Below are 22,716 nucleotides of genomic sequence, written 5' to 3'. Positions count from 1 at the left end.
CTTAAGGCAGAACGGCGGTGGCTTCGATTTCCACCTTCGCGCGGTCTTCGACCAGCGCCGCCACCTGCACCATGGTCATTGCCGGAAAGTGCCGCCCCAGCACGGTGCGGTAGGCCTGCCCGACATCTTTCAGGCGGTCGAGGTATTCCCGCTTGTCGGTGACATACCAGGTCAGGCGCACCAGATGTTCCGGCCCTGCACCGCCTTCTTCCAGAATGGCGACAATATTGCGTAGGGCCTGTTCAACCTGGCCGACAAAGTCATCGGTCTCAAACTCCTGCTGACCGTTCCAGCCGATCTGACCACCCAGATACAGGGTGGTGCCGCTGGCCTTGATGCCATTGGCATAACCGATGGCGGGCTTCCAGTTCTTGGGGTGCAGAAGATCGTGCATGATTGTAACTCTCTCATCAGGCGCCCGGCGCAGACGCCACAGGCAGTCCACGGGCAGGCGACGGGTAAAATCCGACAGTCCGTCAGGGCTGTTCAATCCGCGCCGCCAATGCGGCGGGCAGGGTTTCCGACTTCAGGGTGACACCATCGACATAGACCAGCGTCAGCGCCCCTTCCAGCCGCAGCTGTTCACCGCCGTGAGCTTCAATCCGGCAGGGAATCCGCGACCGCCCGAGCGGGCCGGGGGTCAGGGTAAAGGTCAGCACCTCTCCCAGACGGCTGGGGGCGCGAAAATCCACTGAGATCCCGGCGGTCGGGACCCCCTTTTTCTGGTCCATGTGCAGGCTGGCGAAAGAATGGCCGAGAACATCCTCGAACCATTCCTCAACCACCGAATTAATCATCTCGAAATAGCGGGGATAGAACACGATCCCCGCCGGATCACAGTGCTGGAACAGCACTTTGCGGGTGGTGACAAAAGCCGCCATCTCATACCCCCAGATAACGGTGCTGCAACGCGGCATCCGCCTGCAGGGCCTGCGGGCTGCCTGCCCAGACCGAACGGCCTTTCTCCAGCACCACGCAGGCATCGGCCAGCGGCAGCAGGTCTTTCAGATGTTTATCGACCACCAGAATCGACAGCCCCTCCGCCTTCAGGGCGGCAATCGCGGACCAGATCTCGGCCCGGATCAGCGGTGCCAGCCCCTCGGTGGCTTCGTCAAGGATCAGCAGGCGCGGATTGGTCATCAGCGCCCGGCCGACCGCCAGCATCTGCTGTTCCCCGCCCGACAGGGTCCGGGCGGCCTGCCCGGCGCGCTCCCGCAGGCGGGGGAACAGGGCATAGACCCGCTTCAGGCTCCAGCCTCCGGCCGTGTCGTCCGCATCGCGGGCGGTGGCCCGCAGGTTTTCTTCCACCGACAGCGGGGCGAACACCCGCCGCCCCTCCGGCACCAGCCCCAGCCCCAGCCGGGCCACCCGGAACGCCTGTAACCCGGCCAGATCCTGCCCGGAAAAGTGGACGGTGCCACGTTTCGGCGGGGTCAGCCGCATGATGGAGCGGATGGTGGTGGTCTTGCCCATGCCATTGCGCCCCATCAGGGCCAGCACCTGCCCCTGCTGCAAGGACAGATCAACCCCGAACAGGGCCTGACTGGGGCCGTAAAAGGTTTCCAGACCGCTGACGGTCAGCATCATGCGTCCTCCCCCAGATAGGCTTCCCGCACAGCGGCAGAGGTACGGATTTCCGCCACCGGGCCATTGGCGATCACCCGCCCGTAAACCAGCACCGAGACCTCATCCGCCAGTGAAAACACCGCGTCCATATCGTGTTCGACCAGCAGCATTGCGGTTTCCCGCTTCAGGGTGTGCAGCAGGTCCGTCATTTTGCGGGACTCCTCCGGCCCCAGACCGGCCATCGGCTCGTCCAGCAGCAGCAACACCGGCTCCAGCGCCAGCGCCACCGCCAGTTCAAGCTGGCGTCGCTCGCCGTGCGACAGGTCGCTGACCGGCACCCGCGCCCGGTCGGCCAGACCGACCCGCTCCAGACAGGCCATGGCCGGTCCGGTCAGGCTGCGGTCAGCCATCACCCGGCCCCAGAACCGGAAGCTGCTGCCCTGCCGGGCCTGTACCGCCAGCATAACGTTGCGCAGGGCGGAAAACTCCGGGATCAGGGACGATATCTGAAAGGTGCGGCCCAGCCCTTTCCGGGCCCGCTGCGGCAGGGTCAGGGGGGTAACATCCTCCCCCCGGAAGGTGATGCTGCCCCGGTCCGGGGTGATGGTGCCGGCGATCTGACCGATCAGGGTGGATTTTCCCGCCCCGTTGGGGCCGATCAGCGCATGCAGGGTGCCGGGGCGGACCGACAGCGACACATCATCGGTGGCACGCAGCGCCCCGAAGTGCTTCTGCAGGCCGTTCAGAACCAGAAGATCAGTCATGGCGCGCCCTCCCCGCCAGCAGGCCGACCAGACCGCCCCGCGCAAACAGCACGATGCCCAGCAGCACCAGCCCCAGCACCAGCTGCCAGCGGTCGGTATAGCCGCCGATCACCGTTTCCAGCAGAATGAACACCGCCGCCCCCAGCACCGGGCCGATCAGCCGCCCGACCCCGCCGAGAATGACGAAGATCATGATTTCGCCGGACCGGTGCCACGACAGCAGCGACGGGCTGGCAAAGCCGTTCTGTTCCACCAGCAGCACCCCGGCCAGCGCGGTGATCATCGCCGAAATCACAAAGCCGGTGAGCTTGACCGGAAACGGGTTGATGCCAACGGTGGCAAGCCGTGTTTCGTTCTGCCGCGCCGTCATCAGCGCCGCCCCGAAGCGGGACCCGGTCAGCCGGGAACACAGCAGCAGGGCCAGCAGCAGCACCCCGAAGCAGACGAAGAAAAACGGCAGGTCGCCTGACACCGACAGTCCGCCCAGCGTTGACCGTTCGTACAGGGTCATCCCGTCTTCCCCGCCATAGGTCGGGAATGACAGCGCGAGATAATAAAACATCTGGGCAAAAGCCAGCGTGATCATGATGAAGTAAACGCCACTGGTCCGCAGGCTGATCACCCCGATAAACAGGGCGGCAATGCCCGCCACCGCCAGCGCCAGCGGCCATGACAGCAGGGCCTGCTGTGTCCCCGCCAGCAGGCCGAGAAACTGCCCGCCTTCCTGCGCATGGAACACCATCGCCCCGGCGACATAGCCGCCCAGCCCGAAGAAGGCGGCATGACCGAAGCTGATCATCCCGCCGGAGCCCAGCGCCAGATTCAGCCCGACCCCGGCCAACGCCAGAATCGCCACCCGGGATGCCAGAGAGATGAAGTACGTCTGCCCCGCCGCCTGCGCCACCAGCGGCGCAGCCAGCAGAACCGCCAGCGCCACCACGGTCAGCACGCCTTCGCGGCTGCGGAGGAATGAATTGCTGCGTGAATTATCCATGGGCCGGAAACAGTCCCTTGGGCCGCCATGCCAGAATGGCCGCCATGACCAGATAAATCGCCATCGACGCCAGCGCCGATCCGGTGGTGCCCGCATCCGACGCCGGCATTACCAGCGTCAGCAGGCGCGGCAGAAAAGCCCGCCCCAGCGTATCGACCAGCCCGACCAGCAGAGCCGCCACCAGCGCCCCTTTGATGGAGCCGATACCGCCGATGACAATCACGACAAAGGCGAGGATCAGGACGGATTCCCCCATCCCCACCTGCACCGACTGCAACGCCCCGACCAGGGCCCCGGCCGCCCCGGCCAGCATCGCCCCCAGCGCGAACACTACGGTGTAGAGGGTTTTGATATCCACCCCCAGCGCGCCGATCATCTCGCGGTCCGCTTCCCCGGCACGGATCTGCATGCCCAGCCGGGTGCGGGAAATCAGCAGGTACAGCCCGATGGCCACCACGATACCAACCGCGATAATCGCCACCCGGTACAGCGGATAGCCCCCGTCGCCGGGCAGCGGGATCACCCCCGACAGCAGCGGCGGAATATTCAGGTACAGCGGCTGGTTGCCAAAAATCCAGCGGGTGCCTTCCGAGAAAATCAGGATCAGGCTGAAGGTCGCCAGCACCTGATCAAGGTGATCACGGTCATACAGGCGACGCATCACCAGAATTTCCACGGCGGCCCCGGCAGCGGCAGCGGCGGCCAGCCCGGCGGGCAGCCCCAGCCAGAAGGATCCGGTCGCCCCGGACACCCACGCGCAGACAAAGGCCCCGACCATATAAAGCGAGCCGTGCGCCAGATTGATCAGTCCCATCACGCCGAACACCAGCGTCAGCCCGGCTGACATCAGGAACAGCATGACCCCGAACTGAACACCATTGAGAAGCTGCTCCAGCAGGAACGCAGCCGACATGTCGGTATCCCCGGTTGTCTGAGAGGAAAGCGGGCGGCGGATCGCGGCGGCGGAAGGAACATCCCCTTCCGCCGCCGGATCAGCGGCAGGGTGCCTTACTGCATCTTGCAGAGATCGACGTAGGCATCCTGATGGTTGCGGAAGGCGACACCGATGACCTTGTTGGTCAGCACGTCCCCTTCCTTCACCACTTCACGGACATAAATGTCCTGCACCGGGTGATTGTTCGGGCCGAAGACAAATGCCCCGCGGACGGAGGCAAAATCAGCCTTCTTCACCGCAGCCTGAAACGTCTTGGCATCCGCCGGGTCGGCCACCTTCAGCGCAGACCCGATCAGGTGCGCGGCATCATACCCCTGCGAGGCATACAGCGACGGCAGACGGCCATATTCCTTCTGGAAAGCGGCAACAAAGGTCTTGTTGGCCGGGTTATCCAGATCCTTCGACCACTGCGAGGCATTCTTCACGCCCAGCGCCGCGTCGCCGATGGCGGGCAGCACATCCTGATCGAAGGAGAACGCCGGACCGAACACCGGCACCTTCAGACCCGCCTGCTGAAGCTGCTTCATGAAGGCGATGCCCATGCCGCCGGGCAGGAAGAAGTAAATGGCATCCGGCTTGGCATCGCGGATGGCGGCGATTTCGGCGGCGTAATCCGTCTGGCCGACCTTGGTGAACAGCGACCCGGCCACCCCGCCCTTGTAATAGCGCTGGAAGCCGGAAATGGCATCCTTGCCCGCCGGATAGTTGGGGGCCAGCAGGAAGACATTTTTGAACCCGGCATCATTCACATATTTGCCGGTGCCTTCATGCAGGTTGTCGTTCTGCCACGCCACGTTGAAATAGCCGGGGTCACACTTTTCCCCCGCCAGCTGGCTGGGCCCGGCGTTGGTGGAGACGTAGGTGACGCCGTCCTTCAGCACTCCCGGCACCACGGCAAGGGCAAGGTTGGACCAGATGATGCCGGTCATCACCTTGACCTCATCCTTTTTCACAAATTTCTCGGCGATCTGCTTGGCCTTATCCGGGGCCTGCGCATCATCTTCGATCAGCACGTCGACGGCTTTGCCTCCCAGCTTGCCGCCGCCCTGCTTGACCGCCAGCATAAAGCCGTCGCGCACGTCGATACCCAGACCGGCACCGCTGCCGGAGAGGGTGGTGATCATGCCGATCTTGGTCCCTTCCGCCAGAGCAGCGCCGGACACCAGTGCCAGTGTGGTCGCAGCCGCCGCACCCAGAAGGATCTTCCGCAAGGTCATGGTTCTGTTCTCCCTGTTTCGCCGCCCACAGCTTTGTGTTCGTGGCGCGGCGTCGCTGCCATTATTGGCGTGCATCATTCTGAAACGAGAACACTTTTTTTGTTATGTGTTTAGAATACGCAGGCTTATACCGCCTCGCGCAGACGGAACCGCTGGATCTTGCCGGTGGCGGTTTTCGGCAGCGCATCGGTGAAAATGACGGAGCGGGGATATTTATACGGCGCGATCCGGCTTTTCACATAATCCTGCAATTCCTTCACCTTCTCCGGTCCGGCCCCGGCCCCGTCCTTCAGGACCACATGGGCCTGCACGATCTGGCCCCGGTCTTCATCCTCAACACCGATCACCGCGCATTCGGCAACATCGGGGTGGGTCAGCAGGGCGTCTTCCACCTCCGGCCCGGCGATGTTGTACCCGGCTGAGACGATCATGTCGTCGGTGCGGGCGGCAAACCAGAAGTAACCGTCCTCATCCATGCGGAAGGCATCGCCGGTCAGGTTCCAGCCATCCCGGACATACGTGCCCTGACGGTCATCGGCCATGTACCGGCAGCCGGTGGGGCCACGCACCGCCAGTTTGCCGACCGAGCCCGGCGGCAGCGGGGTCATGCTGTCATCCACAATCATCGCCGTGTACCCCGGCACCGCCCGCCCGGTCGAGCCGGGGCGGATCTCTCCGAAGCGGTTGGAGATGAAGATATGCAGCATTTCCGTCGCCCCGATACCGTCAAGGATCGGTTTGCCGGTGCGCTCCATCCACATCTGGCAGATCGACGGCGGCAGGGTTTCCCCCGCTGACACCGCCGCCCGCAGGCTGGCGACCGCATCCGTGCTGCCCTGCTGTTGCAGGGTGGCAAGCATCACCCGGTACGCGGTGGGGGCGGTGAAAACCAGCGTTGCCTGATGCCGCTGAATTGAGGCCAGCAGACTGGCCGGGCGGGCATCCTCCACCAGACAGGCGGTGGCCCCGAACCGCAGCGGAAATACCACCAGACCACCCAGCCCGAAGGTGAACGCCAGCGGCGGGGACCCGATAAACACGTCTTCCGGCTGCGGATCCAGCACCTCTTTCGCATACCCGTCGGCAATGATCAGGATGTCGCGGTGGAAGTGCATGGTGGCCTTCGGTGCCCCGGTGGTGCCGGAGGTAAAGCCCAGCAGCGCCACATCATCCCGCCCGGTGCGGACGGCCGCAAAAGCCGGGTCCTTCCCGGTCAGTCGCCGTTCCAGATCATCGGCGGCAGTGCCGGTGCCATCAAAATGCAGCACTGTTTTCAGGAACGGACTGGCAGCGGCGCAGAGGTGCATTTCCTCTTCCAGACGGCGGTCGCACAGAGCAACGCGGATTTCCGCCTTATCGACCACCTTCGCCAGTTCAACCGCCCGCAGCAGCGGCATGGTGTTGACCGCAACCGCCCCGGCCTTCATCACCGCCAGCCAGCAGGCAACCATGCGCGGAGAGTTGGCGGAACGGATCAGCACCCGCTCGCCCGGCACCACCTTAAGATCTTCGACCAGCACCTGCGCAATGCGGTTGGTCAGCGCCGCCAGGTCGCGGTAGGTGATGGCCTCGGTATCACTCTTCAGGGCAATCCGGTCGCCGAAGCCCTGTTCAACCAGCCGGTCGGTCAGTTCGACCCCGGCATTCAGATACTCCGGGTACTGATACGCTTCCCGGCTCAGATCAAGGTGCGGCCAGCTGTGCTGCGGCGGCAGATTGTCCCGGGTAAAGGTATCGACATGCGCGGTGGGACCCAGCATGTCCGCCTCCTTATGGTCAAGCCTCTGTTCATCATCGTTTTTGTTTTTTTGGACGGTTCCGCCCGTTTATTCCCGCTTTGACCTGACTCTTGTTCCGGGCCGGTTGATTTTTGATAGGTCCCGGTTTTCAGCAAACAACCGGACACATCAGCCCATCAGGGCCTGCCGGGCAATCACCACTTTCTGCACCTCCGACGCCCCTTCGTAGATGCGCAGGGCCCGGATCTCGCGGTACAGCTTTTCCACCGGATGGCCGGAGCGCACCCCGTCACCGCCATGAATCTGCACCGCCTTATCAATCACCTCCTGCGCCGCCTCGGTGGCGTACAGTTTGGCCATTGCCGCTTCCCGCGTGACCCGGGGGGCGCCGCTGTCCTTGGTCCACGCCGCCCGGTAGATCAGCAGGGCTGCCGCATCGACGGCCAGCGCCATGTCTGCCAGCATGCCCTGCACCAGTTGCAGGTCGGCCAGCGGATTGCCGAACAGATGACGCTGACTGGCCCGCGACAGGCTTTCGTCCAGCGCCCGGCGGGCAAAACCCAGCGCCGCCGCCCCGACGGTGGAACGGAACACATCCAGCGTCGCCATGGCGATTTTAAAGCCCTGCCCTTCCGCCCCCAGCAGGGCCGAGGCAGGAATCCGGCACTCCGTGAAGGCCAGCCGGGCCAGCGGATGCGGCGAGATGGTCTCCAGCCGCTCCGCCACCGTCAGGCCCGGCGTATCGGCGGGCACGATAAAGGCCGACAGCCCTTTCGCCCCGTCAGCCGCCGCCCCGGTCCGCGCGAACACCACATAAACGTCAGCGATCCCGCCGTTGGAGATCCACGTTTTTTCCCCGGTCAGCACATAGCTGTCGCCGTCGCGCACCGCTGCCATCTCCATGGTGGCAACGTCTGATCCTGATTTCGGCTCGGTCAGGGCGAAGGCTGCAATCGCCTGACCGGACCGGGTCAGCGACAGCCAGCGGCGCCGTTGCTCCGGGGTGCCGAACAGAGAAATCGGCCCCGCCCCCAGCCCCTGCATGGCAAAGGCGAAATCCGCCAGCGCATCATGACGGCCCAGCGTCTCGCGGATCAGGCACAGGGCGCGGACATCCAGCCGGGCTTCGGTGGCCTCCGGGTCGGGGGCAGACTGCAGCAGCCAGCCATCCTGCCCCAGCCGCCGCACCAGATCGCGGCAGGCGGCATCGGTATCGCTGTGGTCAACCGCCGCCAGATTGTCCGCTGCCCAGCGGTCAAGATCCGCCGCCAGCGCGCGGTGACGGTCCTCAAAAAACGGCCAGTGCAGGAATGTGGTATCGGCCATCGCGGTCAGTCCCCTTTAAACACCGGCTGCTGCTTGGCGACAAAGGCCTCGTAGGCGCGGCCAAAGTCACGGGTCTGCATGCAGATCGCCTGCGCCTGTGCCTCGGCCTCAATCGCCTGATCCAGCGTCATCGACCATTCCTGATTCAGCATGGTCTTGGTCATCATGTGACCGAAGGTCGGCCCGGCGGCGAGGCTGCGGGCCAGTGTCAGCGCCTCGTCCAGCAGGGCATCAGGATCAGCCATGCGGTTGAAAAAGCCCCAGCTTTCCCCTTCCGCCGCCGTCATCACCCGCCCGGTGTACAGCAGGTCCGCCGCCCGGCCCTGCCCGATCACCCGTGGCAGCATGGCGCAGGCCCCCATGTCGCACCCGGCCAGACCGACACGGGTGAACAGAAAGGCGGTCTTGGCGCGCGGCGTGCCGATCCGCAGATCAGAAAACAGCGCCACCATCGCCCCGGCCCCGACGCAGATGCCATCGACCGCCGCGATCACCGGCTGCGGGCATGACCGGATCGCCTTGACCAGATCACCGGTCATGCGGGTGAACTCCAGCAGGCCGCGCATGTCGCGGTCCAGCAGCGGGCCGATGATGTCATGCACATCGCCGCCGGAACAGAAGTTGCCACCGTTAGAGGCAAACACCACCGCCTTGACCGCATCGGCATAGACCAGCGTGCGGAACAGGTCGCGCAGCTCGGCATAAGACTCAAAGGTCAGCGGGTTTTTACGGTCGGGACGGTCCAGCATCACCACGGCGACGCCATCGTCGCCAAAGCTCCAGCGGAAATGTTCCGGGGTATAGGTGACGGGATCAAACTCTGTCGCGCGGCTCATGGAGAGGGGAACTCCTTAATGTTTATTCGCTGGAGGTGCGCGCCGCCCGGTGGGCGTCCAGCACCTCAATCAGGTGATCGACCTCAGCCGGGGCCAGCGGCGACAGCAGGTCGTTGACCCAGCCTTCATGTGCCTGCGCCATGCCCTGAAAGGCGGTCTTTCCGGCCTCGGTCAGCTGCACGAAGGTGGTGCGGCGGTCCGTCTCATCCGGGCGGCGCTGCACAAACCCGTCTTCCACCAGCCGCTCGATGATGCCGGTGACGTTACCGTTCGACACCATCAGGGCACGGGACAGTTCCGTCATCGTCAGACCGTGATCCGCCCGGGCCTCGTCAGCGCGGAACAGCGCCGCCATCACGTCAAAGCGCGGCAGCGTAGCCCCATACTCCACCCGCAGCCGTTCCCGCAGGTCAGCTTCCACGCCCCGGGTCAGCCGCAGCAGCTTCAGCCACAGCCGCAGGCGCTGCTTGCTGGGGGTCAGTTCCGTCCGGCTCATATCTCGCCTCCCGACACAGAAATCGCCTGCCCGGTCACGGCGGCGGCCCCGTCGCTGCACAGCCACAGCACGGTGGCGGCGACCTCATCGGGCTGCACAAACCGCCCCATCGGGTTGCTGGCGGCCAGCTCGGCCCGGGCCTCGGCCTCGGTGCGGCCGGTTTTGGCAACAATCGTCTGCACCGCCTCGGCCAACAGCGGGGTTTCGGTAAAGCCGGGACAGACCGCATTAACGGTGACACCGCTGCGCACGGTTTCCTGCGCCAAGGCCCGGGTCAGGCCGATCACCCCATGCTTGGCGGCAACATAGGCGCTGACATAGGGATAGCCCTTCAGCCCGGCGGTGGAGGCAACCATCACCAGCCGCCCCCAGCCCGCCGCCTGCATCGCCGGCAGGGCGGCCCGGCAGGTCAGGAAGCTGCCGGTCAGGTTGACGGTCAGCATCCGGGTCCACAGATCCAGCGAGGTTTTACCGAACGGGCGGCTTTCCGCCGCACCGGCATTCGCCACCACAATATCGGCCTTGCCATGACGCTGGTCGACAGTGGCAAACAGGGCGTTCACCGCCGCCTCATCGGTGCTGTCGGCACAGACCCAGTCAATGCCCGGCACTGCCGCCGCCAGATCGCGCAACGGCTGATCCCGCCGCCCGGTGACGGTGACGGTCGCCCCGGCTGCCGCCAGAGACCGGGCGATTGCCGCCCCGACCCCGGTGCCGCCGCCGGTCACCACCGCATGTTTTCCCGCCAGACCTGTCATCGCCTCAGACCTTTCCGGTCATCTGTTCCGGCCCGCGCGCGGCCAGCCGGTACGCCTGATCCCGCCCGGCGCGGTACTGCCGGGGCCACGGCATCGCCTCGTACCCCAGTTTCACCGCCGCATGCAGGCCCCAGTAGGGGTCCGCCAGATGCGGGCGGGCCAGACAGCACAGGTCAGCCCGGCCTGCCATCAGGATAGAATTCAGATGATCGGGCTCAAAAATATTGCCGACCGCCATGGTTGCCACCTGCGCCTCGTTGCGCACCCGGTCGGCGAAGGGGGTCTGGAACATCCGGCCATAGACCGGGCGGGCCTTGATGCTGGTCTGCCCGGCGGAGACATCAACGATATCCACCCCGGCCTCTTTCAGCATCGCCGCCACCGCCACCGCATCCTCCGGCTGGATGCCGTCATCGCCGACCCAGTCACTGGCGGAAATGCGCACGCTGATCGGGCGGTCATCCGGCCACACCGCCCGCACGGCGTGGAACACCTCCAGCGGGAACCGCATGCGGTTCTCCAGTGATCCGCCATACTCGTCATCGCGCCGGTTGGTCAGCGGGGTGATAAAGGCCGACATCAGGTAGCCGTGGGCGTAGTGCAGCTCCAGCACGTCAAACCCGGCCCGGGCGGCGCGGCGGGCCGCCGCGACAAAGTCATCACGCACCCGGTCCATATCAGCGCGGGTCATCGCCCGCGGGGTCTGGTTGCCATCGGACCATGCCACCGCCGACGGGGCGATCAGGCCCCAGTTCCCTTCGGCCAGCGGGGCATCCATCGTCTCCCACCCCAGCTGGGTGGAGCCCTTCGGCCCGGCGTGACCAAGCTGGATAGCAGCCTTGGCCGGTGTTTCAGCGTGGATGAAATCGACAATCCGCTTCCATCCGGCTTCCTGCGCATCGGTATACAGGCCGGTACAGCCCGGCGTAATGCGGGCATCGGCGGAAATGCAGGTCATCTCGGTGGTGACCAGTCCGGCACCGCCCAACGCCCGGCTGGTATAATGCACAAAGTGCCAGTCCCCCGGCAGGCCGTCGGTGGCGGAGTACTGGGCCATCGGCGACACCACGATGCGGTTGGGCAGGGTGACGCCGCGCAGGGTCAGCGGGGTGAACATCGGCGGGCGGGCCGTGGCCGGGGCGGTGCCGGTGGCCTGCTGTTCAAACCACTTTTCCGCCCCGTCCAGCCAGGCTGCATCACGCAGGCGCAGATTTTCATGGCTGACCCGCTGCGACCTGGTCAGCAGAGAATAGGTGAACTGCACCGGATCAAGGTGCAGATAGCGTTCCACGTCCTCAAACCACTCGGTCGAATTGCGGGCGGCGCTCTGCAGTTTCAGCACCTCAACCCGGCGGTCAGCCTCGTAACGGTCAAAGGCGGCCTGTAGCGTCGGTTCGGAATGCAGATACTCCGCCAGCGCAATCGCGCTTTCCACCGCCAGCTTCGACCCCGACCCAATGGAGAAATGCGCGGTGGCGGCGGCATCGCCCATCAGCACCACATTGCCGTGCGACCACTTTTCACACAGAACCCGCTGGAAATTCAGCCATGCCGAGCCGCGCAGATGGCGGGCGTTGGACATCAGGCTGTGGCCGCCCAGATATTTGGCGAACAGCTTTTCGCAGGCGGCAATGGTCTGCGGGCCATCCATCCGGTCAAAGCCAAGGCCACGCCAGGTTGCCTCGGAACACTCAACGATGAAGGTCGCCGTCTCGGGATCAAACTGGTAGGCATGCACCCACACCCAGCCGTGTTCGGTTTCTTCAAAGATGAAGCTGAAGGCATCATCAAACTTCTGGTGCGTTCCCAGCCAGATGTACTTGTTGGCGCGCTGCTCGATATCCGGCCTGAAAACATCGGCGTGCTGGCTGCGGATTTTAGAATTGATGCCGTCGCAGGCCACCACCAGATCATATCCGGCAAAGTCTTCCGCGCCGTTGATCTCGGTCTCAAAGCGCAGTTCGACCCCCAGCTCCGTGCAGCGGTCCTGCAGCACGTTCAGCAGCTTTTTACGGCCAATCCCGCAGAACCCATGCCCGCCGGAGCGCACCACCTGCCCCCGGTAATGGACGGCGATATCATCCCAGTACGCAAAGGCCTCGCGGATCATCTCCGCGCTGCGCGGATCATTCTTTTCCAGATGGCCGAGGGTCTCATCCGACAGCACCACCCCCCAGCCGAAGGTGTCGTAAGGGCGGTTCCGCTCCACCACCACAATCTCGTGGGAGGGATCGCGCCGCTTCATGCTGATGGCGAAATACAATCCGGCAGGACCACCGCCAAGACAGGCTACTTTCATGGGTGCCTCCGCTCGTCACCTGCCCGGCAGGCCATCGGCGGGCCGGGTCTGGACAGTCAATTTCTGTACCCATGACACCGCAGCCCGAAAACTATTTCAAGCCTAAAATTTCATACTTAAAATTTTTGCGGCGCACACCACTCTCCGCCGGCCCCCTCCCCGTCACCGCATTGCCGCAGCCTTGAATTGCTGGCAGACTGCCCCCAAACAGAGGTGACCCCACATCAGGCCACCCGCCGGAAACAGGAGCCCGACCATGAGCCGTTCCCCCGCTGCATCTGCCAGAAAATCCGGGAACGGTGGCAGCCCTGATCCCCGGAAACCACCCTATTCCGTCAGTGCTTTCTGGCCGGTGGTACAGGATTGGGACGCCGCCTATTCCAACCGCGCCGCCGTACCGGACCATGCCGCGCTGTTTGACGGCTGGGCCCGCGACGCCGCCGCGTTCCGGGACAGCTGCGGCAGCCGCGCCCGGCTGGATCTGCCCTATGGCCCCGGCCAGCGCCACCGCTTTGACCTGTTTCTGCCGGAAGGGACACCGAAGGGCCTGATCCTCTTCATTCACGGCGGATATTGGGTGTCGTTTGATAAATCGACATCAAGCCATCTGGCTGCCGGGCCGCTGGCGCACGGCTGGGCGGTGGCCATGCCGAGTTATGACCTGTGCCCGGCGGTGACGATCGAGCAGATCGCCAGCCAGACCGCCGCCGCCATTGCCGCTGCCGCGCGGGAAGTGGATGGCCCGCTGATCCTGACCGGGCATTCGGCAGGCGGGCATCTGGTCAGCCTGATGATGTGCGACGAAGGCCCCCTGGCAGCGGCGGAACGGGCCCGGCTGGCGCGGGTTGTTTCGATCAGCGGCCTGCATGACCTGCGCCCGCTGCTGGGCACCAGACTGAACGATTCTCTCCGGCTGACCCCGGAATCGGCGGCCAATCTCAGTCCGGCCCTGCTGACCCCGCTGCCGGAGGTGCCCGCCGTGGCGTGGTGCGGCGGCGGAGAGCTGCCGGAATTCCGCCGCCAGAACCTGCTGCTGGCGCAGCTGTGGGCCGGGTTCGGGCAGGCCGTTCTGGCGCTGGAGTCGGACGGCGACAACCACTTTACCGTCATTGCCCCGCTGGCCGACCCCGGCAGCGCCCTGACCGCTGTTCTGCTGGGTCTTCCGGCGTGACCGTTTCGGCATAGGGGAATAGCACGACAGGCTGGACCCCGCCGGATGAACCCTCTACAACCGGAAAGCCAACTGGATTTCGCCCCAAACCGGGGCAGTTGCCTTCGGAGGCTCCATGTCGATGTTCCGTTTCGGGCGCCCTGCCGCCCTGCTGTCCGCCGCCCTGCTGTCGGCGTCCGTCCTCGCCGCGCCGGCGCTGGCTGAATCCAAGTATGTCGCCGTCACCGCCATTGTCGAACATCCGGCGCTGAACGCCATCCGCGACGGCGTGAAGGACGGCCTGAAGGCCCAGGGCTTCCCGGATATTAAGTTCACCTACGAAAGCGCGCAGGGCAGCCCGGCCACCGCCGCCCAGATCGCCCGCAAGCTGGTGGGGGAAAAGCCGGACGCCATCGTGGCCATCGCCACCCCGTCAGCGCAGGCCGTGGCCACTGCCACCCGCGACATTCCGCTGATCTTCTCTGCCGTCACTGATCCGGTCAGCGCCAAGCTGGTGCCGTCGCTTGACCCGTCAGGCACCAACGTCACCGGCCTGTCTGACATGCTGCCGCTGGACGAGCATCTCGACCTGATCCGCGCGTTCATGCCCAATGCCAAGAAGATCGGCGTGCCGTACAACCCGGGTGAATCCAACGCCGTGTCGCTGGTCAATGCCCTGAAGAAGGCCGGTCCGGCCGCCGGGTTCGAGATTGTCACCGCCGCCGCCAACAAGTCGTCGGATGTGCTGGCCGCCACCCAGAGTCTGGTCGGCAAGGTCGATGCCATCTACACCCTGACCGACAACACCATCGTCTCGGCGCTGGAAAGCGTGGTCAAGGTCGGCAACGACAACAAGATCCCGGTGTTTGCCGCCGATATCGACTCGGTCGAGCGTGGTGCCGTCGCCGCCGTCGGTTTCGACTACTACGACCTTGGCATCCAGACCGCCTCGATGGTCGCTGCGGTGCTGAAGGGCGAAAAGGCCGGGGCGATTGCCACCCGCACCGCGTCTTCGTCCAAGCTGTCGGTCAATAAAAAGGCCGCTGCCGCGCAGGGCGTCACCATTCCTGACGCCGTGCTGAAGCGCGCCACCAAGGTGGTCGAATAACCCTTCCGCCGTGATCTGTCCGGCCTCCGGTCCCCGCCGGAGGCCGGCTGTTTTATCCCCTGCCCCGAGAGACCCCCATGTCTGTGATTGCCCTGCTGGGCTCGGTCGAAATCGGCCTTGTCTATGCCTTGGTCGCCTTTGGCGTCTACCTGTCGTTCCGGGTTCTGAACTTCCCTGACCTGACCGTGGACGGCAGCTTCCCGCTGGGGGCCGCCGTGGCCGCCACCCTGATCACCAAGGGGGTTGATCCCTACCTCGCCAGCTTTGCCGCCATTCTGGCCGGGGCTGCCGCCGGTCTGGTCACCGCCGTGCTGAACCTGCGCTTCGGCATCCTGCACCTGCTCGCCAGCATTCTGACCATGACCGCACTGTACACCGTCAGCCTGCGGGTGATGGGCGGGCCGAACGTGCCGCTGCTGATGGTCGATACGGTGCTGACGCCGTTTCAGGGGCTCGGGCTGCAGGATTACTGGCTGAAGCCGATTGTCTTTGCCGTCATCACCCTGCTGGTCGCCCTGCTGCTGGCCCGTTATCTGAACAGCGCATCCGGTCTGGCCCTGCGTGCCACCGGCAGCAACCCGCGCATGGCCCGGGCCAACGGCATTTCCACCGATGCCACCACCTATCTGGGAATGGGCCTGTCCAACGGTCTGGTGGCGCTGGCCGGGGCACTGTTTGCGCAGGCCAACGGCTTTGCCGACGTCACCATGGGGATCGGCACCATCGTTATCGGCCTTGCCGCCGTGATCATCGGGGAAACCCTGCTGCCCGCGCGGTCGGTGCTGTGGATGCTGCTGGCCTGTCTGGCCGGGTCGGTGATGTACCGCCTTGCCATCGGCTTCGCACTGAATGCCGATACGCTGGGGCTGACCGCCTCGGACCTTAACCTGATGACCGCCATTCTGGTCGGGCTGGCGCTGATCCTGCCCCGTCTGAAGCGCGAGGCCGCCAGCCGCCGCGCCAGACGGGCCCGGACGGCCCAACCGACCGCTGCCCGCCCGACTGCCGGAGATGCCCCGTGATCCGCTGTTCTGACCTGCATCTGACCTTCAACCGTGGCGCCCCGACTGAACGGCTGGCCCTGCGGGGCGTGACCCTTGACATCCCCGCCGGGGAATTCGTCACCGTCATCGGCTCCAACGGGGCAGGCAAATCGACCCTGCTGAATGCGCTCGCCGGGGACTATCAGCCGGAAAGCGGTGCCATCACCATCGACGAGCAGGACGTGACCGCATGGCCGTCACACCGCCGCGCCGGTCTGGTCGCCCGGGTGTTTCAGGATCCGCTGGCCGGAACCTGCGGTGACATGACGGTCGAAGAGAATCTGGCCCTTGCCGCCGGGCGCGGCACCCGCCGGGGGTTCTCGCTGGCACTGGACTCCGGGCGGCGGGACCGTTTCCGCGAGACCCTGCGCGATCTGGGGCTGGGGCTGGAAAACCGGCTGGGCGCACAGATGGGCCTGCTGTCCGGCGGCCAGCGTCAGTCTGTCAGCCTGCTGATGGCGGCCCTGCAACCGTCACGCATTCTGCTGCTGGACGAACACACCGCCGCGCTGGACCCCAAGACCGCTGCCATGGTGATGGCCCTGACCGACCGCATCGTGCAGGACCAGAAGCTGACCACCCTGATGGTCACCCATTCCATGCGTCATGCGCTGGACCACGGCGACCGCACCATCATGCTGCATGAAGGGCGGATCGTGCTGGATATTGCCGGGGATCAGCGTAAGGGGCTGACGGTGCAGGATCTGCTCGATCAGTTTGCCAAGGTGCGCAACGAAGCGCTGGACGACGACAAACTGCTGCTGGGCTGACCCGGTGCCGACCGGCTGAAACGGCTGCGGCAGACACACAAAAGGCGGGAGGTCTCTTCCCGCCTTTTTCGTATCCTGTGTCTTTTCGTATTCTGTACCGTCAGATCCCGCTTCCCGCCTCGATGGCACCGGTCCGTACCTCCACCTCGCGCAGCAGAGCGAACAGGTGAGGATCGTGGAATCCGTGCGCCTCCAGCCGTCGCACCGTCTGGATCAGGTAATCGCGGTTAAGACCGGCGCAGCCGACCGCATCCATGATCAGCTCCGCCGACCGTTCCAGCCCCAGTTCCCCGGCATACTGACCATGGGTGGGATCGGCAACAAACGTATAGGCATCACAGGTGCGGCCATCACGCAGGGCCAGCGGCAGGGTCGCTTCGCGGTAGGCATAGCCGATCAGCTCCCGCTCCCGCAGGTAATCCTGCACCGTGCCAACCTGATCCGGTGCGATACGGAAGCCAAGGCCGGAACACTGACCGCCCTCGTTCAGGCCCAGCACCAGCCCCGGCCGGGCCGGGGTGCCCCGGTAATGATGGGAATAAATGCAGAAACTGCGGTAGTATCCGTCCAGCACTGCCGGAACGGCTTCCTCGAAGGTGAAGCCGGGGTTCCACATCAGGGACCCATAGCCGAAAACCCAGAAATCAGTGCAGTGACGTGTCATCATGCCGTCACCATTGCACGGCCTTCCGGTGGTTGCAACGGGGGGAAAAGGCAGCAGCGGCAGTTTTCCACATCCGGGGCGTAGATTATCGCTTTCTTGCCGACCCGGCAGGACCAGCCGCACAAGCATGACTTTTGGTTACCCTCGCCCTGAGAGATTTGCTCTCACGGGAAAAGAAAAACTCCCCGCATACTGGATCCCACGGGCTCCCCAGCCTTTACCGCATCATCTGAGGGACAGAGGTTGTAAGACCTTTGCCCGATGATGCGATAAAACCGGCCCCGGGGCGGCAGACTGCATCCGGCATCTGCCGCCCCGGGGTTTTCCCTGACCGGATCCATCCCTGACCCGGCCTTTCCCTGCCGAAGGTCTGCCATGACGGCCCGCCTGCCCAGTGCCATTCTGCTGTACCTGCTTGCCACGCTGCTGTTCAGCCTGCTGAGCGCCTGTGTCCGGCTGCTGTCGCGGGATGTCCCGGTGGGGGAAATCGTCTTCTTCCGCAGCACCCTTGCCCTGTTACCGCTGACGCTGTATCTGGCGGCAAAGGGTCAGTTTCCCTCGGGCATTGTCACCCGCCACCCCCGCTCCCACCTGCTGCGCGGGGTGTTCAGCGTCGGCAGCATGTATCTGTCGTTTCTGACCCTGTCGCTGCTGCCGCAGGCCAATGCCACGGCCCTGTCCTTCGTTGCCCCGCTGCTGGTGATGGGGCTCGCCCCGCTGATCCTGCGGGAACGCCCCCATACCATGGTCTTTGTCGGCGCGGTCCTCGGCTTTGCCGGAATTCTGGTCATGGTGCTGCCTGCCCTGCAGGGCTCGGCAGATACGACAGTCATTTATGGCACCCTCAGCGGGCTCGGCTGCGCCGCCTGCACCGCAGCGGCGATGACCCAGATCAAACGCCTGACCGCCACGGAAAATCCCGGCGCAATCGTTCTGTATTTCTGCCTCTCCTGTGGCACCGCCGGGTTGCTGTCATCCCTGTTCACCCCGTGGGTCATGCCCGGACTGGCAACCGTGGGCCTGTTGTTCGCCGCCGGACTGGCCGGGGGACTGGCCCATATCGCGATGACAGAGTCCCTCGCCCGCGCCCCGGCGACGGTGGTCGCCCCGCTGGAATACACCTCCATGCTCTGGGCCGTCGGCTTTGATCTGGTGCTGTTTGATCTGTTCCCCGGCCCGATGACCCTGCTGGGATCGGGCGTCATCATCGCCTCTGCCGTGCTGGTGACCGTTTACAGCCGTCGCCCGCGCACCGCCTGATTCCCCCGTGTCTCCCACCCTTTCTCTGGCCGGACAGACTCCCCACCATGACCGCCATCGCCTACCGGCATGCCATCATCCTGAAGATTGCCTCCACCCTGCTGTTCGCCGTGATGTCGACCTGCGTGCGTCTGTCATCGGCTGAGGCCCCGGTCGGGCAGATCGTCTTTTTCCGCAGTATTTTCGCGCTGCTGCCGCTGGTGGTGTACCTCAGCCTGCGCGGCCAGTTTCCGTCCGGGCTGGCCACCCGCCGCCCGGGTACCCATGCCATGCGCAGCCTGTTCGGCTGCGCGGCAATGTTCCTGTCGTTCACCGCACTGGCGTATCTGCCGCAGGCCAATGCCACGGTGCTGTCGTTCCTTTCCCCGCTGATGCTGATGATCGCCGGGGGCCTGTTCCTGCGGGAACGGCCGCATCCGCTGGTGTACGCAGGGGGGGCTGTCGGCTTCGGCGGGATCATCCTGACGGTCCTGCCTGCCCTGCAAGGACCGGAAATCAACCATTCCACCCTGATCGGCACCGCCGCCGGGATGATCGGCGCCGCCTTTACCGCCAGCGCCATGTCCCAGCTCAAGCGCCTGACCCATACCGAGCAGCCCGGTGCCATTGCCCTGTATTTTACCCTCACCAGCAGCGTTCTCGGCGCCGCCAGCTACTTTCTTGGCGACTGGGTGATGCCGTCCCTGTCCGTGATGATCCTGCTGATCTGTACCGGCCTGCTGGGCGGTGCGGCGCAGATTGCCATGACCGAAGCCTTCGCCCGGGCACCGGCCTCGGTGGTCGCCCCGCTGGAATACACCACCATGCTGTGGGCCCTGACCCTTGACGCGCTGGTCTTCCGGCTGCTGCCCGATCCCGTCGCCTTTGCCGGGGTTGTGCTGATTGTCGTCTCAGCCATTCTGGCCACCGTTTATGGCCGTCGCGGACAGTAGGGGCGGCACCGCCTGCCCCTTCCCACCCTCTTTCTGTCATTCCATCCAGGTGCGGGACGTCATCCGGCTCAGGTCAATCTCGACAATGCGGTGATTGCCGCTGTCACTGACCAGCAGCCGGTTGTCCCCCGCATCCCACACCCCTGCCGGATCGCGGAAGGGGCGGCACAGCGGGTCAAGACAGACAAGGGTGCTGTCTTCCAGCGCGGACAGGGTGCCATGGGCCTGATCCAGCAGCCGCAGGGTACCGTTATAGGTATCGGCTATCATCAACGCTCCGTCATAGGCGCACAGGCCAAGCGGATGCTGCAACAGGGCCTGATCCAGCGGCCCGTCACGCAGACCGAACACGAACAGATCCTGCCCGCACAGGGTGGTCACCGTATCCGTCTTCAGATCAAGGCAACGGATGGCCGAGCTTTCGGCGTCGGCAAAAAACAGATGTCCGGCGGTGGCATCCAGATACAGTCCGCTCGGCTGGGCCAGCAGGGCCTCTTCCCCCGGACCATCGACCAGATTCTCTCCGCCGGTCCCGGCCAGCGCACGGACTTTCCCGCGCGCCAGATCCAGACCGACAAGCTGGTGGGTTCCCGCATTGGCGGCGATCAGAAAGCCACGGTGGATCTCAACATCCCACGGCGAGGCCAGAGCCGTCCTTTCCCCGTCTTTGGGATCAAACAGCAACGGGCCACCGCGCTTACCCGTACCGGCGACGGTGGTGACGATGCCGGTGACGCGGTCAATACGCCGCAGGGCATGGTTACCGGTGTCTGCCACATACAGGGCCGCCGCATCTGCCGCCACCCCCTGCGGAGCATTGAAACGGGCACGGTGAGCCGGGCCGTCAATCAACCCCGCGCTGCCATGGCCGAAGCGGGTCAGCTCCTGCCCGTCCTCATCGGTCAGAACAATCTGATGATGGCCGGTGTCGGCAATCGCCCAGTGGCGGTTGGTTTCGGGGGCCACCAGCGGCAGGGGGCGAATTTTCCCCGGAAAGCGCAGCCGCCCGCCCTGTGGATCCGGCACCGTCAGCGGCAGTGAGGCCGGGGCCAGCTGCCCGCGCCCGGAGAGCGTCGCCAGAAGATCATGGAACCCCTGCATCATCCGGTCGGGGTCAGGCTCGCCCGACATCTGGCCGATGATCCGTCCCTCCGGGGTAATCACCACCAGTGTCGGCCACGCCCGGACCGCATACTGATCCCACAGAATCCGGCGTGGATCATGCACCACCGGATGACGGATGCCGTAGCGGGCAATGGTGTCAGCCACCAGCCCGGGGTCCTTCTCCGCCGTAAATTTGGGAGAATGGACACCGATGACCGTCACCCGGTCAGAGAACACATCCTCAATCCGCCGCAGGGTCGGCAAAATCTGCAGACAGTTGATGCAACCGCTGGTCCAGAAATCCAGCAGGGTGACCCGCCCGCGCAGATCCGCCAGCGTCAACGGTGCAGGCACGTTGAACCATGTCAGTCCGGGATGGTCGAAACCGGGGGCACGGGTGGGGCCAAACATGGGCGGGGCGTCAGACTCCGAGGCAGACAGAAAACGATTGCCACAGCACTGTACCATATCCGGGGTGGCATACCCGGTCTGCATTTGTGGATACTTCTTCCCCTACGGGGTGTGCGGTATTATCATCCTCTAATGGTGCGGGACCAAAAGGCAACCGGTTCTTTCCGGCTACGGGCGCGGCCCTGCCGGAATTCGGTCCGCACCCGGCGATCCCCGGCAGGCGGACGCTCCGTCCGGACTGCGGACATGGGGCGCCGGGTGCCGGACGGCAACGGCAGTTAGGAGGAAATCATGGCGTTCCGGGATATTGTGGTGCTGGTGGACTCTGGCGAAAAGAGTGAAAAGGCCCTGGATCAGGCCGTGCGGCTGGCCCAGCGCCATGATGCACATCTAATCGGCCTGCACATCCGTCCCCTGCCGCAGCTGCCCAACTATGTGGTGACCCAGCTGGGCCCGGATGTGCTGGACATGCAGCGCCAGTGGAATGACGAGGCTGCCATTGCTGCCAAAACCCTGTTCACCCGCAAGACCGCCGGTATGGATGCCCGCTGCGAATGGCGGGATGTGGAAGGCCCGCTGCTGGAGCAGGTGATCCTGCATGCCAAGTACGCTGATCTGGTGGTGGTCTCGCAGTATGAGCCGGGATCTGACAGCGTGGACGGTCAGGCAGAAGTGGTTGACCAGCTGGTGCTCGGCAGTGGCCGCCCGGTGCTGGTGGTGCCCTACGCCGGGACCTTCGGCGAAATCGGGCGCCGGGTGATGGTGGCATGGAACGGCACCCGCGAAGCAACCCGTGCCGTGGCCGATGCCCTGCCGTTCCTGAAAGCGGCGGATAAGGTCGAAGTGGTGTCGGTCAATGGCGGAAACGGCAGTGGCCGTGACGGTCATGGCGACGTACCCTCGGCTGATATCTGCCTGCATCTGGCACGTCATGGCGTGAAGGCCGAAGCCGAACATATCATGGCGGTTGATCTGGCGGTCGGTGATGCCCTGCTGTCGCGCTGCACGGATGAAAGCATCGATCTGCTGGTGATGGGGGCCTATGGCCGCTCCCGCCTGCGGGAGCTGATCCTTGGCGGGGCCACCCGCGAAATCCTGAAGCAGATGACCGTTCCGGTGCTGATGTCCCACTAAGGCCGACAGGGCCGGACGCCCTTCTTCTTCAGCAATACGTGTGCAGGCGCCCCGGCCCCCGGTGGCGCCTGTCGCGTTTTCACCCCCGCATCCGGTCTGTAACGGAAGTGCCGTATTAGTTTTACCGAGGTTTCATGATGACAACGGCGTGCCGCAGGTAAAGTCCGGCCAGTTTCCACCACACCCGACC

The 22,716-nt window shown here is 64.8% G+C and carries 22 protein-coding genes; 7 read left to right on the top strand and 15 right to left on the bottom strand.

Annotated elements, in window-relative coordinates:
* Position 1: 1 nt before the first annotated feature.
* From G365_RS0106675 to G365_RS0106615, 13 genes are all read right to left on the bottom strand, one after another.
* The gene (locus G365_RS0106675) at positions 2-394 is read right to left on the bottom strand and encodes a RidA family protein (RefSeq protein WP_019644733.1); all 393 of its coding nucleotides are present in this window, start codon (positions 392-394) and stop codon (positions 2-4) included.
* Between the two features lie 82 nt (positions 395-476).
* Positions 477-881 (bottom strand): acyl-CoA thioesterase, encoded by a 405-nt coding sequence (locus tag G365_RS0106670; RefSeq protein WP_019644732.1) that lies wholly within the window; start codon positions 879-881, stop codon positions 477-479.
* A gap of 1 nt (position 882) precedes the next feature.
* On the bottom strand, positions 883-1,584 hold the full coding sequence (locus tag G365_RS0106665) for an ABC transporter ATP-binding protein (protein ID WP_019644731.1): 702 nt from the start codon (positions 1,582-1,584) through the stop codon (positions 883-885).
* The gene (locus tag G365_RS0106660) at positions 1,584-2,330 is read right to left on the bottom strand and encodes an ABC transporter ATP-binding protein (RefSeq protein WP_019644730.1); all 747 of its coding nucleotides are present in this window, start codon (positions 2,328-2,330) and stop codon (positions 1,584-1,586) included. Before G365_RS0106660 ends, G365_RS0106665 begins: the two co-directional genes overlap by 1 nt.
* Complete coding sequence (locus G365_RS0106655) at positions 2,323-3,324, bottom strand: branched-chain amino acid ABC transporter permease (protein WP_019644729.1); 1,002 nt, start codon at positions 3,322-3,324, stop codon at positions 2,323-2,325. The genes G365_RS0106660 and G365_RS0106655 overlap by 8 nt, the downstream gene beginning before the upstream one ends.
* Positions 3,317-4,237 (bottom strand): branched-chain amino acid ABC transporter permease, encoded by a 921-nt coding sequence (locus tag G365_RS0106650; RefSeq protein WP_019644728.1) that lies wholly within the window; start codon positions 4,235-4,237, stop codon positions 3,317-3,319. The genes G365_RS0106655 and G365_RS0106650 overlap by 8 nt, the downstream gene beginning before the upstream one ends.
* 95 nt (positions 4,238-4,332) lie before the next feature.
* Positions 4,333-5,496, bottom strand: a complete 1,164-nt coding sequence (locus G365_RS0106645) for an ABC transporter substrate-binding protein (protein ID WP_019644727.1) — start codon at positions 5,494-5,496, stop codon at positions 4,333-4,335.
* 125 nt (positions 5,497-5,621) lie between these two features.
* Complete coding sequence (locus G365_RS0106640; protein ID WP_019644726.1) at positions 5,622-7,256, bottom strand: benzoate-CoA ligase family protein; 1,635 nt, start codon at positions 7,254-7,256, stop codon at positions 5,622-5,624.
* A gap of 147 nt (positions 7,257-7,403) precedes the next feature.
* Positions 7,404-8,561, bottom strand: a complete 1,158-nt coding sequence (locus tag G365_RS0106635; RefSeq protein ID WP_019644725.1) for an acyl-CoA dehydrogenase family protein — start codon at positions 8,559-8,561, stop codon at positions 7,404-7,406.
* Positions 8,562-8,566: 5 nt separating this feature from the next.
* Positions 8,567-9,397, bottom strand: coding sequence for an enoyl-CoA hydratase family protein (locus G365_RS0106630; RefSeq protein ID WP_019644724.1), 831 nt, complete (start codon positions 9,395-9,397; stop codon positions 8,567-8,569).
* Positions 9,398-9,419: 22 nt separating this feature from the next.
* Positions 9,420-9,893 (bottom strand): MarR family winged helix-turn-helix transcriptional regulator, encoded by a 474-nt coding sequence (locus G365_RS0106625; protein ID WP_019644723.1) that lies wholly within the window; start codon positions 9,891-9,893, stop codon positions 9,420-9,422.
* On the bottom strand, positions 9,890-10,651 hold the full coding sequence (locus G365_RS0106620; protein ID WP_019644722.1) for an SDR family NAD(P)-dependent oxidoreductase: 762 nt from the start codon (positions 10,649-10,651) through the stop codon (positions 9,890-9,892). The genes G365_RS0106625 and G365_RS0106620 overlap by 4 nt, the downstream gene beginning before the upstream one ends.
* A 4-nt stretch (positions 10,652-10,655) precedes the next feature.
* The gene (locus G365_RS0106615) at positions 10,656-12,950 is read right to left on the bottom strand and encodes a bifunctional salicylyl-CoA 5-hydroxylase/oxidoreductase (protein ID WP_019644721.1); all 2,295 of its coding nucleotides are present in this window, start codon (positions 12,948-12,950) and stop codon (positions 10,656-10,658) included.
* Positions 12,951-13,206: 256 nt separating this feature from the next.
* Between G365_RS0106615 and G365_RS0106610 the strand changes: the two genes are divergently transcribed.
* From G365_RS0106610 to G365_RS0106595, 4 genes are all read left to right on the top strand, one after another.
* Positions 13,207-14,121, top strand: coding sequence for an alpha/beta hydrolase (locus tag G365_RS0106610; protein ID WP_019644720.1), 915 nt, complete (start codon positions 13,207-13,209; stop codon positions 14,119-14,121).
* Positions 14,122-14,236: 115 nt separating this feature from the next.
* Complete coding sequence (locus tag G365_RS0106605; protein WP_019644719.1) at positions 14,237-15,208, top strand: ABC transporter substrate-binding protein; 972 nt, start codon at positions 14,237-14,239, stop codon at positions 15,206-15,208.
* A gap of 77 nt (positions 15,209-15,285) precedes the next feature.
* The gene (locus G365_RS0106600; RefSeq protein ID WP_019644718.1) at positions 15,286-16,230 is read left to right on the top strand and encodes an ABC transporter permease; all 945 of its coding nucleotides are present in this window, start codon (positions 15,286-15,288) and stop codon (positions 16,228-16,230) included.
* On the top strand, positions 16,227-17,021 hold the full coding sequence (locus G365_RS0106595) for an ABC transporter ATP-binding protein (protein WP_019644717.1): 795 nt from the start codon (positions 16,227-16,229) through the stop codon (positions 17,019-17,021). Before G365_RS0106600 ends, G365_RS0106595 begins: the two co-directional genes overlap by 4 nt.
* Positions 17,022-17,121: 100 nt before the next feature.
* On the opposite strand, the gene G365_RS0106590 is transcribed toward G365_RS0106595, so the two are convergent.
* A complete protein-coding gene (locus G365_RS0106590) occupies positions 17,122-17,688 on the bottom strand; it encodes a gamma-glutamylcyclotransferase (protein WP_019644716.1) in 567 nt (188 codons plus the stop codon).
* Between the two features lie 372 nt (positions 17,689-18,060).
* Between G365_RS0106590 and G365_RS0106585 the strand changes: the two genes are divergently transcribed.
* Both G365_RS0106585 and G365_RS0106580 read left to right on the top strand, forming a co-directional pair.
* Positions 18,061-18,945: a DMT family transporter gene (locus G365_RS0106585; RefSeq protein ID WP_019644715.1), complete on the top strand. Its 885-nt coding sequence runs from the start codon at positions 18,061-18,063 to the stop codon at positions 18,943-18,945.
* A gap of 47 nt (positions 18,946-18,992) precedes the next feature.
* Entirely contained in the window at positions 18,993-19,877 is an 885-nt protein-coding gene (locus G365_RS0106580) for a DMT family transporter (protein ID WP_019644714.1), read from the top strand.
* Positions 19,878-19,913: 36 nt separating this feature from the next.
* Here G365_RS0106580 and G365_RS0106575 read toward each other — a convergent pair whose 3' ends face one another.
* Entirely contained in the window at positions 19,914-21,476 is a 1,563-nt protein-coding gene (locus G365_RS0106575) for a thioredoxin-like domain-containing protein (protein ID WP_019644713.1), read from the bottom strand.
* Positions 21,477-21,683: 207 nt separating this feature from the next.
* Here G365_RS0106575 and G365_RS0106570 point away from each other — a divergent pair, with 207 nt between their 5' ends.
* Complete coding sequence (locus G365_RS0106570) at positions 21,684-22,526, top strand: universal stress protein (RefSeq protein WP_019644712.1); 843 nt, start codon at positions 21,684-21,686, stop codon at positions 22,524-22,526.
* Positions 22,527-22,716: the final 190 nt, after the last annotated feature.

This window comes from Novispirillum itersonii subsp. itersonii ATCC 12639 (assembly GCF_000381985.1).
Taxonomy (GTDB): domain Bacteria; phylum Pseudomonadota; class Alphaproteobacteria; order Rhodospirillales; family Rhodospirillaceae; genus Novispirillum; species Novispirillum itersonii.
This window is presented reverse-complemented; position numbering and strand designations above follow the sequence as displayed.

Excerpts from the sequence above, each read along its gene's own strand:
- G365_RS0106580 (WP_019644714.1), top strand. The coding sequence starts at position 18,993 with ATGACCGCCATCGCCTACCGGCATGCCATCATCCTGAAGATTGCCTCC.
- G365_RS0106570 (WP_019644712.1), top strand. The coding sequence starts at position 21,684 with ATGGCGTTCCGGGATATTGTGGTGCTGGTGGACTCTGGCGAAAAGAGT.
- G365_RS0106640 (WP_019644726.1), bottom strand. The coding sequence starts at position 7,256 with ATGCTGGGTCCCACCGCGCATGTCGATACCTTTACCCGGGACAATCTG.
- G365_RS0106630 (WP_019644724.1), bottom strand. The coding sequence starts at position 9,397 with ATGAGCCGCGCGACAGAGTTTGATCCCGTCACCTATACCCCGGAACAT.
- G365_RS0106625 (WP_019644723.1), bottom strand. The coding sequence starts at position 9,893 with ATGAGCCGGACGGAACTGACCCCCAGCAAGCAGCGCCTGCGGCTGTGG.
- G365_RS0106635 (WP_019644725.1), bottom strand. The coding sequence starts at position 8,561 with ATGGCCGATACCACATTCCTGCACTGGCCGTTTTTTGAGGACCGTCAC.
- G365_RS0106660 (WP_019644730.1), bottom strand. The coding sequence starts at position 2,330 with ATGACTGATCTTCTGGTTCTGAACGGCCTGCAGAAGCACTTCGGGGCG.
- G365_RS0106615 (WP_019644721.1), bottom strand. The coding sequence starts at position 12,950 with ATGAAAGTAGCCTGTCTTGGCGGTGGTCCTGCCGGATTGTATTTCGCC.
- G365_RS0106675 (WP_019644733.1), bottom strand. The coding sequence starts at position 394 with ATGCACGATCTTCTGCACCCCAAGAACTGGAAGCCCGCCATCGGTTAT.
- G365_RS0106655 (WP_019644729.1), bottom strand. The coding sequence starts at position 3,324 with ATGGATAATTCACGCAGCAATTCATTCCTCCGCAGCCGCGAAGGCGTG.
- G365_RS0106590 (WP_019644716.1), bottom strand. The coding sequence starts at position 17,688 with ATGATGACACGTCACTGCACTGATTTCTGGGTTTTCGGCTATGGGTCC.
- G365_RS0106620 (WP_019644722.1), bottom strand. The coding sequence starts at position 10,651 with ATGACAGGTCTGGCGGGAAAACATGCGGTGGTGACCGGCGGCGGCACC.
- G365_RS0106610 (WP_019644720.1), top strand. The coding sequence starts at position 13,207 with ATGAGCCGTTCCCCCGCTGCATCTGCCAGAAAATCCGGGAACGGTGGC.
- G365_RS0106670 (WP_019644732.1), bottom strand. The coding sequence starts at position 881 with ATGGCGGCTTTTGTCACCACCCGCAAAGTGCTGTTCCAGCACTGTGAT.
- G365_RS0106650 (WP_019644728.1), bottom strand. The coding sequence starts at position 4,237 with ATGTCGGCTGCGTTCCTGCTGGAGCAGCTTCTCAATGGTGTTCAGTTC.
- G365_RS0106575 (WP_019644713.1), bottom strand. The coding sequence starts at position 21,476 with ATGCAGACCGGGTATGCCACCCCGGATATGGTACAGTGCTGTGGCAAT.
- G365_RS0106645 (WP_019644727.1), bottom strand. The coding sequence starts at position 5,496 with ATGACCTTGCGGAAGATCCTTCTGGGTGCGGCGGCTGCGACCACACTG.
- G365_RS0106665 (WP_019644731.1), bottom strand. The coding sequence starts at position 1,584 with ATGCTGACCGTCAGCGGTCTGGAAACCTTTTACGGCCCCAGTCAGGCC.
- G365_RS0106600 (WP_019644718.1), top strand. The coding sequence starts at position 15,286 with ATGTCTGTGATTGCCCTGCTGGGCTCGGTCGAAATCGGCCTTGTCTAT.
- G365_RS0106605 (WP_019644719.1), top strand. The coding sequence starts at position 14,237 with ATGTCGATGTTCCGTTTCGGGCGCCCTGCCGCCCTGCTGTCCGCCGCC.
- G365_RS0106585 (WP_019644715.1), top strand. The coding sequence starts at position 18,061 with ATGACGGCCCGCCTGCCCAGTGCCATTCTGCTGTACCTGCTTGCCACG.